Source organism: Actinoplanes rectilineatus (genome assembly GCF_000962825.1).
Lineage (GTDB): Bacteria > Actinomycetota > Actinomycetes > Mycobacteriales > Micromonosporaceae > Actinoplanes > Actinoplanes rectilineatus.
Genome location: NZ_JZKF01000049.1, coordinates 55,325 through 70,647 on the forward strand (window position 1 = coordinate 55,325; position 15,323 = coordinate 70,647).

Here is a 15,323-nt window from a genome sequence, read left to right on the forward strand (position 1 = left end):
GTTCACCGCTGGTCCACCGGGAAGGGGTACCCCCATTCCTTGGCGAGCAGTTCGTAGCTGCGGACCCGGTCGGGGTGGTGGTAGGCGATCGTGGTGACCAGTAGTTCGTCGGCGCCGGTGACGCGTTGCAGGGTGCGCAGCTGCTCGGCGACGGTGGCGGGTGAGCCGACGAACCGGGTGGACACCCGGTCGGCCACCAGGTCGTCGTCGGCGCTGCTCCACGCGTACCCCTCGGCCTGTTCGATGCTGGGGAACGGCACTGCGCCGAGCCCGGTCCGGATGCTGCGCACCCACAGGGCGAAGGGCACCGCCAGGCGTTGGGCCGTCGCGTCGTCCTCGGCGACCAGGACGTCCGCCGACACCATCAGGTGGGGTTTCGCCAAGGACGACGACGGCACGAACGATGCGCGGTACGCCTGCGCGGCCTCGAGGACCTTGGCCGGGGCGACGTGGTAGTTCGCGGCGAACGGCAGGCCGCGCGCCCCGGCGGTGCGGGCGCTCTCGCCGCCGCTGCTGCCGAGCAGCCACACCTCGAGGTCGGCGCCGGCGCCGGGGATCGCGGTGACCTCGTTGCCCTCGCCGTCGGTGTAGGGCCCGGCGAGCAGGGCGAAGATCTGGTCGAGGATCTCGTCGAGGGGCAGCGACTCGGCGCCCGGCTGTTGCAGCAGGCTGCTCGCCAGGGCGGTGCGCTTCGAGGCGAAGATCGGCGCCCAGGAGAACGGTTTCGGGATGAGCAGGCCGTCGACGACCTGCTCCTCCTGCGGCACGGCGTGTTTCGCGGTCTCCCGCAGCGCCTCCTTCTTGGCCTGCCCGGACCGGCCCAGCCCCAGGTCGAAGCGTCCGGGGTAGAGCGCGTCGAGCAGCCCGAACTGTTCCACGATCGACAGGGCGGTCTGGTGTCCGGTCTGCACGGCGCCGGAGCCGAGCCGGATGTGGTCGGTGACCGCGGCGATCTGCCCGAGCAGCAGGGCCGGCTGGGCGCTGGCCACGCCGGGGGTGAAGTGGTGTTCGGCCACCCAGTAGCGGTGGTAGCCGAACTGTTCGGCCCGGCGGGCCAGGTCGAGGGTGCGGCGCAGGGCGTCACCGACGTCACCGCCGGCGACGAGCGGGGCCAGGTCCAGGATCGAGAGGGGTACGGGCATGCCTACCGCCCTTTCAGTGGTCGGAGAACGGGGGCGATCTCGCCGGCGAACAGTTCCAGGCTCGCCCGGTGCTGTTCGTCGGTGAGCCCTTCGGTGTCGGCGCTCAGGTGCATCACCGCGTGGCCGAACCGCTCGTGGTACCGGTGCACCTTGTCGATGATCTGTTGCGGGCTGCCGACCAGGATGGAGCTGCGCTCGATCGCGTCCTCGAGGGTGGGGAAGACGGGTTGCACCCCGACCGCCCGGAACGCCTGCAGCCTGCGTTCATAGATCGGCTTGTAGACGGAGACGGCTTCCTGTGTCGTGCGGGCGGCGTAGAAACCGGCCGTGCCGGCGCCGATCCGGATCGCGGCCGGGTCGTGGCCGTGGAACGCCCACCGTTCCCGGTAGTAGTCGATCAGTTCGGCGTACGGCTCGATCGGGTTCGTCACGTTGGCCGAGAACAGCGGGTCGCCGTAGGACGCGGCCAGGTCCACCGATGCCCGGCTCGTCGCGCTGCCGTGCCAGACGGTGATCGGCTGCTGCAGGGGCCGCGGCCAGGTCTCGGCGCCGGTCAGCGACGGCCGGAACCGTCCCTGCCAGGTGACCTCGTCCTCGCGCCACAACCGGCGGAACAGGTCGTAGCTCTCCCGTAGCCGGTCCCACTGGTCGTCGACGGTCACGTGGAACAGCTGCGCCTGGGCCGCCCCGTTGCCCTTGCCGATGATCAGTTGCAGCCGGCCGCCGGACAGGTTGTCCAGGGTGCTGTAGTCCTCGAAGGCCCGGACCGGGTCGAGCAGGCTCAGCGTGGTGACCCCGGTCCACAGTTCGATCCGGGAGGTGCGGGCCGCGATGTGGCTGAGCACCACCGGCGGCGACGAGGACAGGAACGGCCGTTCGTGGCGTTCGCCGACCCCGTACGCGTCGAAGCCGAGTTCCTCGCCCAGCACGGCGTTCTCGACCACCTCGCGCAGCCGCCGGGTCTGGCTCTTCGACCGGTCGGTGTACGTGATCAGGCTGAGCAGCAGGAACTTCATCGCAGGCCCAGGTTCTGCCGCAGGGTGGTGCCGGTGTACCCGGTGCGGAACACGCCGCGTTCCTGCAGCAGCGGCACGACCTGGTCCACGAAGTCGTCCAGGCCGGTCGGGGTCAGGTGCGGGACCAGGATGAACCCGTCGCACGCGCCGGTCTGGACGTATTCGTCGAGGCGGGCGGCGACGTCGGCGGGGGTGCCGATGAAGTTCTGCCGGCCGGTCACCTCGATGATCAGGTCGCGGATCGACAGTTTCTTCTGCTCGGCCAGCGCCCGCCATTCGTTCGCGGTACCGATCCGGTCCGGGTACATGCCGGCGCGGCCCTTGATGATCGTGTCGTCCTCGTCCAGTACCGGATCGATCGACGGCAGCGGGCCCTCGGGGTCGTAGCCGGACAGGTCCCGGTTCCACAGTTGTTCCAGCAGCAGGATCGCGGTCTGCGGGCTGACCTGCTGCCGGCGGATGTGGTGCGCCTTCTCCTGGGCGTCGGCGGCGCTGTCGCCCAGCACGTACGAGACGCCCGGGATGATTTTGAGGTCGTCGGGGTCGCGCCCGTGGCCGGCCACGCGTGTCTTGATGTCGCGGTAGAACTCGCGGGCGTCGTCGATCCGGTGGTGCCGCGAGAAGATCGCATCGGCGTGCTCCGCCGCCACGTCGCGCCCGCCGGCGGAGTCCCCGGCCTGCAGGATCACCGGGTGGCCCTGCGGGCTGCGCGGCACCGGAAACGTGCCGGAGATGTCGAACTGGCTGGTGCGGATCCGGAAGTCGCCGCCGCCGGTGTCCCACAGCGCCTTCGCCGTCGTGATGAACTCGGCGGCCCGCACGTACCGGTCCGCGTGGTCGAGGAACCCGCCGCGCCGGAAGTTCTCGCCGAAGAACGCCCCGGGTGAGGTCACCACGTTCCACGCGGCCCGCCCGTTCGACAGGTGGTCCAGGGTGGCCAGTTGCCGGGCCAGTTCGAACGGCTCGTGCCAGGTGGCGTTGAGCGTGCCGGCCAGGCCCAGGTGTTCGGTGACGGCGGCCAGTGCGGACAGCACGGTCAGCGTGTCCGGGCGCCCGACCACGTCCAGGTCGTGGATCAGTCCCCGCTGCTCGCGCAGGCGCAGCCCTTCGGCGAGGAAGAAGAAGTCGAACAGGCCGCGTTCGGCGGTCCGGGCGAGGTGAACGAAGGAGTCGAAGGCGATCTGGCTGCCGGCGCGGGGGTCGCTCCACACGGTGGTGTTGTTCACGCCCGGGAAGTGCGCGGCGAGGATGATCTGTTTAGGCATGGGCCGCCTCCTCGTAACGGTTGACGGCCTGCGGCAGGCCGAGGCGTTCGCGCAGGGTGGTGGCGTCCGACGGGGTGAACAGGCCACGTCGCCGCAGCTCTGCCACCAGGTCGCCGTCCACGTCGGCGCCGGTCAGGCGTACCCCTGAAATGCCGGTTTTCTCTAGTTTTTCAATGACATCAACGGTGTTGTCCGACACCGCCACGTCGATGAAGATCTTCTTCTCGGCCGGGAGGTCCCGCACGATGTCGGCGGCGGCGTCCGGCGTCGTGAAGTACACGTCGACGTCCAGGGAGTTCCACACCTGCGGCCCGTGGGCCAGCGCCGCCACCACCGGCTGCCCCTGCGGCGGCCGCGGCACGATCGACGGGCCCTTCACCGAGAAGTACGTGCCGTCGAACTCCACGTAGTGCAGCCGGTCCCGGTCGATGTACCGGCCGGTCGCCACGTCCTTGATGATCGCGTCGTCCTGCCAGCTGTCCCAGAGCCGCCGCACCACCTCGACGGCCTCCCGGGCCTCGGCGAACAGGCCGCCGAACCCGAGCGGTTCGCGGCGCCCGACCAGGGCCGCCTCGCCCGGGTCGGCGGAGACCCGCACCTGCCAGCCCGCCCGGCCCCGGCTCACGAAGTCGAGCGTGGCCAGCGCGGTGGACAGGTGGAACGGTTCGGTGTGGGTGGTGGTGGCCACCGGAACCAGGCCGACGTGCCGGGTCAGCGGTGCGAGCCGCGCGGCCAGCAGCACCGCCTCCGGCCCGGCCCCGCCGAACGTGTCGGCGAACGTGACGAAGTCCAGCTCCGCCTCGTCGAGGGCCCGGATCCGGGCGATCCAGTCGGGGGCGGCGAACGAGCCACCGTCCAGCTCGACCGCCAGTCGTAGGGTCATGTCCTTACCTCCAGTTTCGGCACGGCGGCCAGCAGCGTGCGCGTGTACTCGTGTCCGGCGTGGTCGAAGACGGCCTTGACCGGGCCCTGCTCGACGACCCGGCCGTCCTGCAGGACCAGCACCCGGTCGGCGATGTCGCGGATCACCCCGAGGTCGTGGGAGATGAACAGCAGCGCCGTCCCGTCGGTCTCCCGGATCCCGGCGAGCAGATCCAGGACCTGCGCCTGCACCGACACGTCCAGGGCGGACACCGGCTCGTCGCAGATGATCAGGCTGGGGCGGGGCGCGATGGCCCGGGCGACCGCGACCCGCTGCCGCTGCCCGCCGGAGAGCTGCCGCGGATAGCGGTCCAGCACCTCCGGGCCGAGACCGACCCGGGCCAGCACCGGTTCGGCGCTCTCACCCCGGCCGAGCGCCTCGCCGACGATGCGTCGCACCGTCCAGCGCGGATCGAACGCGGACAGCGGATCCTGGGCGATGAACTGCAGCCGCCGCCGGATCGGCCGGCGGGCCCGTTCCGGGATGCCACTGAACGGCTCGCCCTCGAACCGCACGTGCCCGGACGTCGGGTCGGTCAGACCGAACAGCAGTTGCGCCAGGGTGGTCTTGCCCGACCCGGACTCGCCGACCAGGCCGACGATCTCGCCGCGGCGGATACTCACCCCGACGTCGCGGACGACGGTGCGGTCCCCGTAGACCTTGCGCAACGCGGTCGCCTCGGCGACCACCGGTCCCGGCTCGGTGCGGGCCGGGCGTCGGCGGCCGTTCGCCGCCGCGATCAGTTCCTTCGTGTACGGGTGCCCGGCCGCCGACAGCAGCACACCGGTCGTCCCGGACTCGACGATCCGGCCGTCCTTCATCACCAGGATCCGGTCGGCGAGTCGCGACACCACGGCCAGGTCGTGGCTGATCAGCAGCAGGGTCTCGCCGGCCGCCCGCCGTTCCGCGAGCAGGGTGAGGATCTGCGCCTGGACGGTGGCGTCCAGGGCGGTGGTGGGTTCGTCGGCGATCAGCAGCCGCGGGCCGCCGGCCAGCGCCGACGCGATCAGGGCCCGCTGGCGCAACCCGCCGGAGAGCTGGTGCGGGTACTGCCTCGCGCGGCGTTCCGGTTCCGGCACGTGCACGTCGGTGAGCAGCTGCCGGACCCGGGCGTCGCGGTCGCGGCGCTCGCCGATGCCGTGGGTGCGCAGCACCTCCCCGATCTCCGCGCCGACCGTGCGCAGCGGGTCGAGCGAGACCAGCGCGTCCTGCAGGATCAGCCCGGCGAACCGGCCGCGCAGCCGCCGCCAGTCCCGGCCGGTGGCCCCGCGCATGTCACGCCCGTCGACGGTGAACCGGTCGGCGCTCACCTGCGCGCCCGGCCCGGCGAGCCCGGCCAGGCTGCGCGCGGTGACGCTCTTGCCGGAGCCGCTCTCCCCCACCAGGGCCACGCACTCGCCCGGTTCGATCCGGAAGCTGACCCCGCGGACCGCCTCCACCTGCCGCTTCGGCAGCCGGAAGACGACCCGCAGATTCTCGACCTCGATCATGCGGCCTCCCGGCCCTCGAAGCGGCGCTGGAGACGACGGCCGGTGACGGTCAGGGCGATCACGACGGCGGTGACCACCGCACCGGGCAGGATCGACGCCCACCAGGCCACGTGCAGATAACCGCGGCCCTCGGAGATCATCGCGCCCCACTCCGGGGAGGGCGGCTGCGGTCCGAGACCCAGGAAACTCAACCCGGCGGCGATCATGATGGACTCGCCGAGGCCGATCATCGCCAGGACCGGGACCGGCCCGAGCACGTTGGGCAGCACGTGCCGCAGGACGAGGCGGATCCGGGAACCACCGAACGCAACCGCATGCGTCACGTACGCGGCCCGCCGCACCACGAACGTCTGCGCCCGCACCACCCGCGCGTAGTGCGGCATCATCGCCAGCCCGATCGCCACGATCAGGCTGGTGGTGCCGACCCCGGCCACCGCGATGAACAGCAACGCGAGCAGCACCAGCGGGAACGCCGACAGCGCGTCGAACCCGCGGCTCAGGGCCTCGTCGGCGTACCGGTGGGTGAGCCCGGCGAGCAACCCGAGCAGCAGCCCGGCGCCGACCGAGATACCGGTGGCCGCCACCCCGATGCTCAGCGAATGCCGGGCGCCGTGCACCACCCGGTCGAAGACGTCACGGCCCAGCTGGTCGGTGCCGAACCAGTGCGCGGCCGACGGCGCCTCGAGCACCCGCAGCGGGTCGGCCGCGAGCGGATCCCCGGCGAACAGCCCCGGCACCGCCGCCGCGGCCAGCGCCAGCAGCAGGAAGGCCACCGCGACGGCGACACCGGTCCGGGGCCGCGAACGCGACGTGCTCCCCAGCCGGCCGGTGAACGGCCGGGTCAACGCGACGGTCATCGTCAGCTCCTTCGCAACCGCGGGTCGATGAGCAGGAACGCCAGGTCGGCGACCGTGTTGACGAGCACGAACCCGGCCGCGGAGAACACCACGACCGCCATCACCACCGGCATGTCGCCGCTGCTCACCGCCGACACCGCGACCTGCCCCAGGCCGGGCCGGCCGAACACACTCTCGATGATCACGGTGCCGCCGATCAGGACACCGAAGCTCCAGCCGAGCAACGCCACCGCCGGCAGCAGGGCGTGCCGCAGCGCATGCCGGACCAGCACCGCGTTCTCCCGCAGCCCCCGGGCCCGGGCGGTGACCGCGAACGGCTCGTCCAGCGCCCGGTCCAGGCCGTCGCGCAACACCTGGGCGAGGGTGCCGGCGATCGGCAGGCCCATCGTCAGCGCCGGCAGCACCAGCGCGGACAGGTCCCGGTCACCGGAGACCGGGAACAACCCGAAGTGGAAGGAGAAGACACTGAGCAGCACGATCCCGATCAGGAACGGCGGCGTGGACACCACGATCAGCTCACTGACCGAACTGATCCGCCGCGCCCACCGGCGCCGGGTGGTGACCGCCAGCACCACCGCCAGCACGATGCCGACCCCGGCGGCGGCCAGCGCCAGCTTCAGCGACGGCCACAGCTGCGCGCCGATCACCTCGGTCACCGGGCGCTGCAACAGGTACGACCGGCCCAGGTCCCCCTGCACCGCCCGCCACAGGAAGTCCACATACTGCAGGATCACCGGACGGTCCAGCCCCCACTCGGCGATGATCTGCGAACGGATCAGCGGGCTGTCCGGCCCGTCGCCGATGATGCTGTCCACGGTGTCGCCGGGCGCGGCCAGCAGCGCGACGTACGCCGCCGTGGCCGCCACCCAGAGCACCAGCAGGCCCGCACCGACCCGCCGCCCGGCCGCTGCGATCACTTGCCGGCCCAGAGGTGGTAGGCGCTGACCGGAACACCGGCGGTCGGCTCGAACCCGAGCCCGCCGACGCTGCTCGCGGCGGCGATCTGGTCGGCCGGCGCGTACAGCGGGAACACCAGCGCCTGATCGACGACGATCTTCTGCACCTGCCGGTACGCCTCGGACCGCGCCGCCGGATCGGTGGTGGCCACCGCCGCGTCCAGCAGCCGGTCCAGTTCCGGGTCCTTCGCCCCGGTCCGGTTGATCGGCCCCGCCGAGTGCAGCAACAGGTTCAGGGCGGCGCCCGCATCTGTGTCGGCCCGGGAGTTCTCGAAGAGCTCGTACTCGCCGTCGGTCAGTGCCTTCGTCGCGGTGCCCTGATCGGCCAGGGTCACCGCCAGGTCGATGCCGGCGCTCTGCTTCACCGCCGCCTGGATCGCCTGGGCCAGCACGTCACGCCGGTCCCGCACGAACGGCGCGTTCTGCACCAGCCGCACGGTGAGCCGTTTGCCGTCCTTGGTGCGGAACCCCTCGGCGTCGCGGGCGGCCCACCCGGCCTCGTCGAGCAGCCGGTTCGCCTCGGTGGCGTCGCCGCCGTACGTACCCTCCAGGGTCTTGTCGTAGAACGGGCTGGTCGGCCCGATCACACTCCACGCCCGGGTGGCCGTGCCCCGGTAGACGCCTTTCAGCACCGCGTCCAGGTCGAGGGCCTCCCGGAACGCCTGCCGGACCCGCACGTCGTCGAAGGGCGCATGCGCCACGTTGAAGTAGTACGAGAACGCCGACCCGGAGTTGAGCCCCCGCTCCAGGCGCAGATCCGGGTTCGCGGTGATCAGCGACTCGTCGGTGGCCGGCACCCCCTCGACCACCTGCACCTGCCCGGAGGTCAGCGCACCGATCCGGACCGAGGACTCCTTGAGGAACCGGTAGGTGATCGCGTCCAGGTAGGCGGGACGCGCGCCGTGGTAGGACGGGTTGCGCTCGAACCGCACCTCCTGCCCGGCGACGTAGCTCGTCAGCACGAACGGTCCGGTGCCGGCCAGGTCGGGGCCGCCCGCCTTCAGGTTCGCCGCCGTCGTGAGCGACTTCGGGGAGACCTGCGCGCCCTGCGGCGACGAGACGAAGTCGAGGATCAGCACGTCCGGCTGCTTGAGGTGGAACACGACGGTCGCCGTGTCCACCGCCTCGACACGGTCCAGGTTGCGCAGCTGGACCGCGGCCACCCCGGGCGCGTAGTTCGGCTCGCGCAGCTTGTCGACGTTGGCCTTGACGGCCGCCGCGTCGAACGCCGTCCCGTCGGAGAAGCTCACGTCCGTCCGCAGATGGAAGGTGTAGGTCCTGCCGTCTGCCGACACGTCGTAACGCTCGGCGAGCCAGGGCAGGTAGCCACCCTTGTCGTCGTGGGTGAGCAGCGCCTCGAAGGTGTTCCAGACCAGCAGTCGCGCCTTGGCCTGGGCGTACAGGTGCGGGTTGAAGGTGATCGGCTCGGTCTCGACGGCCCAGGTCAGCTCGCCCCCGGCGACCGGTTCACCGGCGGCGGCCGGGACTGCGGACGAGCCGGAGCAGGCGGTGGTCAGGGCCAGGATCGTGGTGACGGCGATGGCGGTCAGGGTACGGCGCATGGACGGCCTCCTCTCCCCATTTCCTATAGCTTCTATAGGAAATTAGCAAGAGAGGTGACCATCGACACCCCGGAATACGACAGCGGGCGGGCGGGGACACCCCCACCCGCCCGCCACCGAAGAAGATCAGTGCTTGGAGCCGTACGCCGTCAGGAACCTGTCCCGGAAGTCGCTCATCGGCCACACCGGCGCATCCGTCGCCGGCCTCAGACCCTCGGACCAGTTCCAGTCCGCGATCTTGTCGAGCACCGCCGGATCCTTCGCCAGAATGGTGATCGGCACATCGTGGCTGGCATCCTGACCCGCCACCACCGACGACGGCTGATGGTCACCCAGGAACACCATCACCAGGTTGTCGTCACCGTACTTCTCCACCCAGTTGATCAACGAGGTCAGCGTGTACTCGATCGACCTGCCGTACTCCCGGCGCACCTTCGAGGTGCTGCTCCAGATGTCGGCCTTCCTGGTGCCGTTGGCCACCTGGTCCGCGTACACCGAACCGTCACCGACCTGATCCCAATCCTCCAGATACGTCGGCACCGGCGCCCACGGCGTATGACTGGAGATCAACGGCATCTCCACCATCAACGGCTGACGACCCGGCTTCGTGTACTCCCGCTCGGCCAACTGCTTCAGCGTGTACTGGTCGGGCATCTGCGCCCAACTGAACTTCGGACCCTGATAGCCCAGATTCCGCGAGTCCCACACCCGGTTGAACCCGTAGAACCCGCCCTCCGGCCAGGCCCGCGTCGCACCCGGCATCACACTCACCGTGTCCCAGCTCGCCTTCTTGAACGCACTGGCCAACGTCAACCGGTTACTGGCAGTCAGATTCCGGTACCGCCCCTGATTGTTGATCCACAACCCGGACATCAGCGTCGAGTGCGCCAGCCAACTGTTGCCACCGAACGTCGGCGACGTCAACCAGCCACTACGCGCCGCGAAACCCGCCTGCTCCAGCTTCTGCGTGCCCCCGTCCAGCACCGCGTCCACACCCGGCGCCATCTCCGGCGCCTCCACCGCGTTACGCCCGTAACTCTCCACGAACGTCAGAACGAAATCCTTGCCCTTCAGCCCGGTCAGCAGCTGATCCGCCGGCACACCCCCGAACGCGTCGACGTTCACCTCCTTGGCGAACTCCGCCTCGTTCGCGATACCCGCCCGCGCCTGCCACGCCCGGTCATAGGCGTAGGTCGCACTGCTGCGCGCCGCCACCGGAATACTGTCGAAGAACTGCACCCCCAGCGTCAACGTCAACGCCCAGGCCAGCGTCACGGTCCCCATCGCCGCCGCGGTCCCCCGCCGGTGCCGCGCACCGACAGCCGCCAGACGCAGCAACGCCCACACACACAACACGATCACCACAAGCGGCAGCAACACGATCCCGGCCGCCGCGCCATAGGCCGAGGCCTGACCGTAGGAGTCCCGCACGAACCCGTAGGCGTCATCGAAGAGCACCCAGTCGAGCACCGGGTCGAACGGCCGGGCCAGCGTTTCGAAGAACCCCATGTCGAGGCTCTTCTCGACGACGAGCCACCCGAGCATCACCCCCAGCAGCGTCCCCACCACCACCCGCACCCGCCGCGGCAGGAAGATCAGCACCAGCAGCGCGATCGCCGCCTCGATCGGGATCCGCGCGAAGTTCCCCAGCGTCAGCCGCTTCAACACGTTCGGCCACAGCAGCGCCACGAACAGCACACCCGCCGCCAGCACGGTGAAACCCACCGACGCCACCCGCGACCCGAAGATCCGCCGCAACAGTCCCGGCCTGCGCGCCGGACCGGCGTCGGTCACCCCCGGCGTCTCGGCGTCCTCTTCCTTCTCCTGTACGCGCGGACCCGAACCCTGGTCTTCGTCAGAGGCACGGCCGTCCGTATCGGAGACCTCGGCAGCGGCCCCGCCCTTCTCGGCCGCCCCCTCCGAGCCGTCCGCGGCCGGCGCCTCGTCCAGCACCGCCACCTCAGTCGCGGCAGCCATCTCAGGCAGGCTCTTGATCTCGACCGGCGTCGTCACCCTGGCCGGTTCCGCCGCCTCGACCGGTTCCGCCGGTTCCGCAACCACTACCGATTCCGCAACCGTGGCCGGCTCAGCCGACTCCCGAGCCTCAGCCGAGGGCTCGTCAACCGTCTCCGCGGGTTCACCAGCCCGCGCGACAGGCTCGTCGTTCTCCGTGCTCTCCTCAGCGGGCCCGTCCACCACGGCACCCTCGTCAACCGGGGTGCCCGTCACGGCGGCACTCTCGTCGGGCGCCTCCGGCGGCGTACCCGGCGACTTCTTCCTGCTGTTGTCTTCATCGTTCTGCTCGTCCGGATGCTGCTGCCCATCGGCGAGGTCTGTCGGCTGCACGTCATGGGGAACGGACCCCTGGCCCGGATGGTTCACCCCGTAACCAGATCTCTACGTACGAGATCATCAAGCCGGATACTGGGACCGCCGGGGTCTCTGCCATCGGCGCAACAGCAAGCTGCCACGATCAGCTCATGGCGATCGGCGACGCCCCCGCGCCGGGTGAAGTGGCATTCGAGTGGTCGTCGTGGCGCTACGTGGTCGCGACGGCCGCGATGGGCTTCGTCGCGGCCGTCGGCGCATCTTTGCTGTTCTCGGCACTCGACGGCAGGCCAGACACGCCCGCTGTCGCAGACAGTGCCGCTTTTGTAGCTGTTTACACGATCTCCTTCGCCATATTCTCTCTGCTGTCCTCCCGCGCGCGCCCGGCCGGGTTGAGGTTCGGCGGCGACCGGGTCGAGCTGGCTGCTGAACGGCACGACATGGTCGTGGTGCCCTATGCGGCCGTGACCACTGCCCGCGTCCGATGGGTGTGGGCCGTCGCGATGCTCGACGTTGTCGTGCTTCCCGCTGACGAATCGCGGGTGATGCGATTCGACCGCGGGGGCCGCCCGCCGTTGCGCAAACACAAGGGCGATCAACTGCGCTTCTCCATGCCGATTGCAGGGCTGAGGTCCTCGTCGGCGGACATCCGTTCCGAGCTTCGCCGTCGTGGACTCGGCGAGTGAGGGCCCGACCTCCCGCGCAGCCACCTCACACCCCCTATGCCATCCTAGGAGGCTAGCCTCATTTCCCCGGCGCCGATCCCGGAGGCCATGCCGCCCGACCCGACAGCGGACCGAACGGTCCGCCGCGTAGGGCGCAGAACCGACCGGTCCGCATCCCCCGAAGTCCGCTGGAGCCCACCTTCAGCACCCCCGACCAGCAGGGGTCATCACACCGACTAGACATGTTTCGTGATCAGGGTGCGAAACCCGTCCGCGTGGTGATTTCGGGCGCGCTGGACGCCCCAATTCACCACACCCGTGGCGGTGTGGTGAATACGGGCGCGCAGGACGCCCCAAATCAACACACCCCTGACGGCGTGGTGAATACGGGCGCGCAGGACGCCCCAAATCAACACACCCCTGACGGCGTGGTGAATACGGGCGCGCAGGACGCCCCAAATCACCACGCAGGCAGCCCCTGACTGACTCATTAGGTGTCTAGAGCGCGCAAGAATTGAGCCGGCCCGCACAGGCCGTCGAGCCAGAGCCGGGCTGGGCTGGGCCGGGTGTCAGGGCGACGCGCGGGTGAGTCTGGTGGCCACGGCATCGAGCACCCAGTCCAGGCCGGTCGTGAAGGAGACCTCGGGGTCGCCGTCCGCGCCGTCGTGCACCGCCCTGGCCAGCGCCGGAAAGCGTCCCGTGGCCAGCATCGCCGTCACGTGCGGTCCGGAGGCGCGCTGCCACTCCCGCTTGGACAGGCCGGACACGCGCTCGGCCCGCAGCTCGGCGACCTCACGACGGATCGCGCCGGTGAAGTACGCGCTGACGGTCTCGACGGCACGCATGACGGTGTCGACGTCCGCGAGACCGTCGAGCGCGGCCAGCGTCGCCTCGGTCACCGCGAGCCCGTTCGGCCCCAGGGCGGGGCGCCCACCGAGCAGGTCGGCCAGCCACGGGTGGCGCAGCGCGGCCCGCCGGGTGCGATGGGCGAGCCCGCCGAGCGCCGCACGCCAGTCGCCGGCCCGTTCCTCGGGCAGGATCTCGGCGTAGACCTCGTCCACCATGAGGTCCAGCAGTTCCTCTTTGACGGCGATGTACCCGTAGAGCCGCATCGGCCCCGCCTCCAGCCGCGCCGCGACCTTGCGCAGCGACACCGCCTCCAGTCCGCCCTCGTCGGCCAGCGCAACGGCGGCGGCGACGATCCGCTCCCGGTCGAGCGGCACGGGGCGTGCCGGCGGCTCCGGCCGGTCCCACACGGTCATGTCCCCACCTCACCACTGCCCCGCCCGCTGCATACCGCCGGGGCCTACCCGATCCCGCCGTTCGCCAATACAGTGTATCGGCATGAGACACCGTATCGCTGTGATCGGTGGCGGCCCCGGCGGCCTCACCTTCGCCCGCGTCCTGCACCGCCACGGCCGGCACGTCACGATCTTCGAGCGCGACGCCGGCCCCGATGCCCGCCCACCCGGCGGCACGCTGGACCTGCACGAGGGCCTGGGCCAGTTCGCACTGGACCGGGCGGGGCTGCTGCCGGAGTTCCGGGCGATCTCCCGGCCGGAGGGCCAGGCCATGCGCATCCTGGACACCGACGGGACCGTCCTGCGCGACTGGCATCCCGCCGACGACGAGCGGGCCAACCCCGAGATCGACCGCGGTCAGCTGCGTGACCTGCTGCTCGGTGACCTCGACGTCCACTGGGGCCGCCCGGTGACGCGGGTGACCCCGACAGGTCAGGGCGGCGCGCGGGTGCACGTCGCCGACGGGTCGGCGGAGGTGTTCGACCTCGTCGTCGGCGCGGACGGCGCCTGGTCCCGAACCCGCACGGCGGTCTCTCCGGTGACACCGCAGTACACCGGCGTCACCAATGTCGAGACCTCTCTCGACGACGTCGACACCCGCCACCCCGAACTGGCCAGGTTGATCGGCGACGGTTCCTTGGCGGCGTACGGCATCAACCGTGGTCTCGTGGCGCAGCGCAACAGCGGCGGCCATGTGAAGGTGTACGCCCACTTCCGAGCACCCCTGGACGAGAGTCCGGGCGGCTCCGAGGAGATCCGGTCCAGCATGCTGGTGCTGTTCGACGGCTGGTCCGATCGGCTCCTCGACCTGCTGCGGCACGGCGGCACCTTCACGCACCGTCCCCTGTACGTCCTGCCGGTCGAGCACACCTGGGCCCACGTCCCCGGGGTGACGTTGCTGGGCGACGCCGCCCACCTGATGCCGCCCCTGGGAGCGGGCGCGAACCTGGCGATGATGGACGGCGCCGAGCTGGCCGAGTCCATCGTCGGCACCGCGGATCTGGACGACGCCGTCCGCGCCTTCGAGGAACGGATGTGGGCGCGGGCCGCCCGGTGGGCGGGGATCACCGCCGCCGGCCTGGACCGCCTCGTCAACCCGGATCCCGCGGCGGCCGTCGCCCTCTTCGACGAGGTCCAGCCGTCCTGACGGAACCGTTCAACGGACCGCTTGCGGGAACACTCGGTCCGCCATCGTCACGAGCGTCGTCGCCAGCAGGGACTGCACCTGCATCCTGGTCAACGCGTTGCGCTGCAGCCACTCGCGGGCCGTGTGGATCGCCAGCCCCACGTATGCCCGGGACATCCCCAGCAACGCCGGACTCGGGTCCTCCCCCAGCCCCACCGCTTTCAGCACACTGAGCGCGGCCACATCGACCGCCTCGTCGATCACGGCGTCCACGTCCGCATCGCCGGCCATACCGCCGGCGGTGATCGCGGCCAGCCAGGAGGTGCTGTGCCGGGAGACCACGTCCAGGAACCAGCCGACGATCGCGTCGGCCCGCGCTTCCCGATCGCCCTGCGGAAGTCCGTCGACGGCCACCGAGGGCACAAAAAGCATGACCCGTACCACCTCGAGATATAAATCCTTTTTAGTCCCGAAGTAGTGGTTCACCAGGCCCCGCGCCACACCCGCCTCACGCGCGACGTCAGTGGTCGAAACCGCAGCATAGGGTCGTTGACCGAACAATCGCACCGCAACCGACAGGATCTGCTCACGACGGGCGTCCGGTTCGAGCCGCCGCCGACGGCCCACCTCCAGTGTCACCCGCCGACCCTAACCCGGCCGCGATTCATCAGGATCCGATATACCCGGTAGGTC

The 15,323-nt window shown here is 70.6% G+C and carries 13 protein-coding genes; 2 read left to right on the top strand and 11 right to left on the bottom strand.

What is annotated here, in order from left to right; genetic code table 11:
- Window positions 1-2: 2 nt before the first annotated feature.
- From WH85_RS30155 to WH85_RS30195, 9 genes are all read right to left on the bottom strand, one after another.
- Complete coding sequence (locus tag WH85_RS30155) at window positions 3-1,142, bottom strand: LLM class flavin-dependent oxidoreductase (protein WP_045745424.1); 1,140 nt, start codon at window positions 1,140-1,142, stop codon at window positions 3-5.
- Between the two features lie 2 nt (window positions 1,143-1,144).
- Entirely contained in the window at window positions 1,145-2,158 is a 1,014-nt protein-coding gene (locus tag WH85_RS30160) for an LLM class flavin-dependent oxidoreductase (protein ID WP_045745425.1), read from the bottom strand.
- Window positions 2,155-3,054, bottom strand: a complete 900-nt coding sequence (locus tag WH85_RS30165) for an LLM class flavin-dependent oxidoreductase (RefSeq protein WP_425394673.1) — start codon at window positions 3,052-3,054, stop codon at window positions 2,155-2,157. The genes WH85_RS30160 and WH85_RS30165 overlap by 4 nt, the downstream gene beginning before the upstream one ends.
- A 361-nt stretch (window positions 3,055-3,415) precedes the next feature.
- Window positions 3,416-4,306: an LLM class flavin-dependent oxidoreductase gene (locus WH85_RS30170; RefSeq protein ID WP_045745427.1), complete on the bottom strand. Its 891-nt coding sequence runs from the start codon at window positions 4,304-4,306 to the stop codon at window positions 3,416-3,418.
- A complete protein-coding gene (nikE, locus tag WH85_RS30175) occupies window positions 4,303-5,835 on the bottom strand; it encodes a nickel ABC transporter ATP-binding protein NikE (protein ID WP_045745428.1) in 1,533 nt (510 codons plus the stop codon). Before nikE ends, WH85_RS30170 begins: the two co-directional genes overlap by 4 nt.
- Window positions 5,832-6,692, bottom strand: a complete 861-nt coding sequence (locus WH85_RS30180; RefSeq protein WP_045745429.1) for an ABC transporter permease — start codon at window positions 6,690-6,692, stop codon at window positions 5,832-5,834. The genes nikE and WH85_RS30180 overlap by 4 nt, the downstream gene beginning before the upstream one ends.
- A 2-nt stretch (window positions 6,693-6,694) precedes the next feature.
- Window positions 6,695-7,609: an ABC transporter permease gene (locus WH85_RS30185; RefSeq protein WP_083449366.1), complete on the bottom strand. Its 915-nt coding sequence runs from the start codon at window positions 7,607-7,609 to the stop codon at window positions 6,695-6,697.
- Entirely contained in the window at window positions 7,606-9,210 is a 1,605-nt protein-coding gene (locus tag WH85_RS30190) for an ABC transporter substrate-binding protein (protein WP_045745431.1), read from the bottom strand. The genes WH85_RS30185 and WH85_RS30190 overlap by 4 nt, the downstream gene beginning before the upstream one ends.
- Window positions 9,211-9,336: 126 nt before the next feature.
- Entirely contained in the window at window positions 9,337-11,556 is a 2,220-nt protein-coding gene (locus WH85_RS30195; protein WP_245674150.1) for a sulfatase-like hydrolase/transferase, read from the bottom strand.
- Window positions 11,557-11,690: 134 nt separating this feature from the next.
- Between WH85_RS30195 and WH85_RS30200 the strand changes: the two genes are divergently transcribed.
- Window positions 11,691-12,224: a hypothetical protein gene (locus tag WH85_RS30200; protein ID WP_045745432.1), complete on the top strand. Its 534-nt coding sequence runs from the start codon at window positions 11,691-11,693 to the stop codon at window positions 12,222-12,224.
- Window positions 12,225-12,772: 548 nt separating this feature from the next.
- On the opposite strand, the gene WH85_RS30205 is transcribed toward WH85_RS30200, so the two are convergent.
- Complete coding sequence (locus tag WH85_RS30205; RefSeq protein ID WP_045745433.1) at window positions 12,773-13,465, bottom strand: TetR/AcrR family transcriptional regulator; 693 nt, start codon at window positions 13,463-13,465, stop codon at window positions 12,773-12,775.
- A gap of 82 nt (window positions 13,466-13,547) precedes the next feature.
- Here WH85_RS30205 and WH85_RS30210 point away from each other — a divergent pair, with 82 nt between their 5' ends.
- Window positions 13,548-14,651 (top strand): FAD-dependent oxidoreductase, encoded by a 1,104-nt coding sequence (locus tag WH85_RS30210; RefSeq protein ID WP_045745434.1) that lies wholly within the window; start codon window positions 13,548-13,550, stop codon window positions 14,649-14,651.
- A gap of 9 nt (window positions 14,652-14,660) precedes the next feature.
- Here the strand turns inward: WH85_RS30210 and WH85_RS30215 are convergent, their stop codons facing one another.
- Entirely contained in the window at window positions 14,661-15,269 is a 609-nt protein-coding gene (locus WH85_RS30215; protein WP_045745435.1) for a TetR/AcrR family transcriptional regulator, read from the bottom strand.
- Between the last annotated feature and the right edge of the window lie 54 nt (window positions 15,270-15,323).

What these genes read in the sequence shown, in the direction of transcription:
- WH85_RS30155 (WP_045745424.1), bottom strand. Translation starts at nt 1,142, where the DNA reads ATGCCCGTACCCCTCTCGATCCTGGACCTGGCCCCGCTCGTCGCCGGC.
- WH85_RS30160 (WP_045745425.1), bottom strand. Translation starts at nt 2,158, where the DNA reads ATGAAGTTCCTGCTGCTCAGCCTGATCACGTACACCGACCGGTCGAAG.
- WH85_RS30170 (WP_045745427.1), bottom strand. Translation starts at nt 4,306, where the DNA reads ATGACCCTACGACTGGCGGTCGAGCTGGACGGTGGCTCGTTCGCCGCC.
- nikE (WP_045745428.1), bottom strand. Translation starts at nt 5,835, where the DNA reads ATGATCGAGGTCGAGAATCTGCGGGTCGTCTTCCGGCTGCCGAAGCGG.
- WH85_RS30180 (WP_045745429.1), bottom strand. Translation starts at nt 6,692, where the DNA reads ATGACCGTCGCGTTGACCCGGCCGTTCACCGGCCGGCTGGGGAGCACG.
- WH85_RS30190 (WP_045745431.1), bottom strand. Translation starts at nt 9,210, where the DNA reads ATGCGCCGTACCCTGACCGCCATCGCCGTCACCACGATCCTGGCCCTG.
- WH85_RS30200 (WP_045745432.1), top strand. Translation starts at nt 11,691, where the DNA reads ATGGCGATCGGCGACGCCCCCGCGCCGGGTGAAGTGGCATTCGAGTGG.
- WH85_RS30205 (WP_045745433.1), bottom strand. Translation starts at nt 13,465, where the DNA reads ATGACCGTGTGGGACCGGCCGGAGCCGCCGGCACGCCCCGTGCCGCTC.
- WH85_RS30210 (WP_045745434.1), top strand. Translation starts at nt 13,548, where the DNA reads ATGAGACACCGTATCGCTGTGATCGGTGGCGGCCCCGGCGGCCTCACC.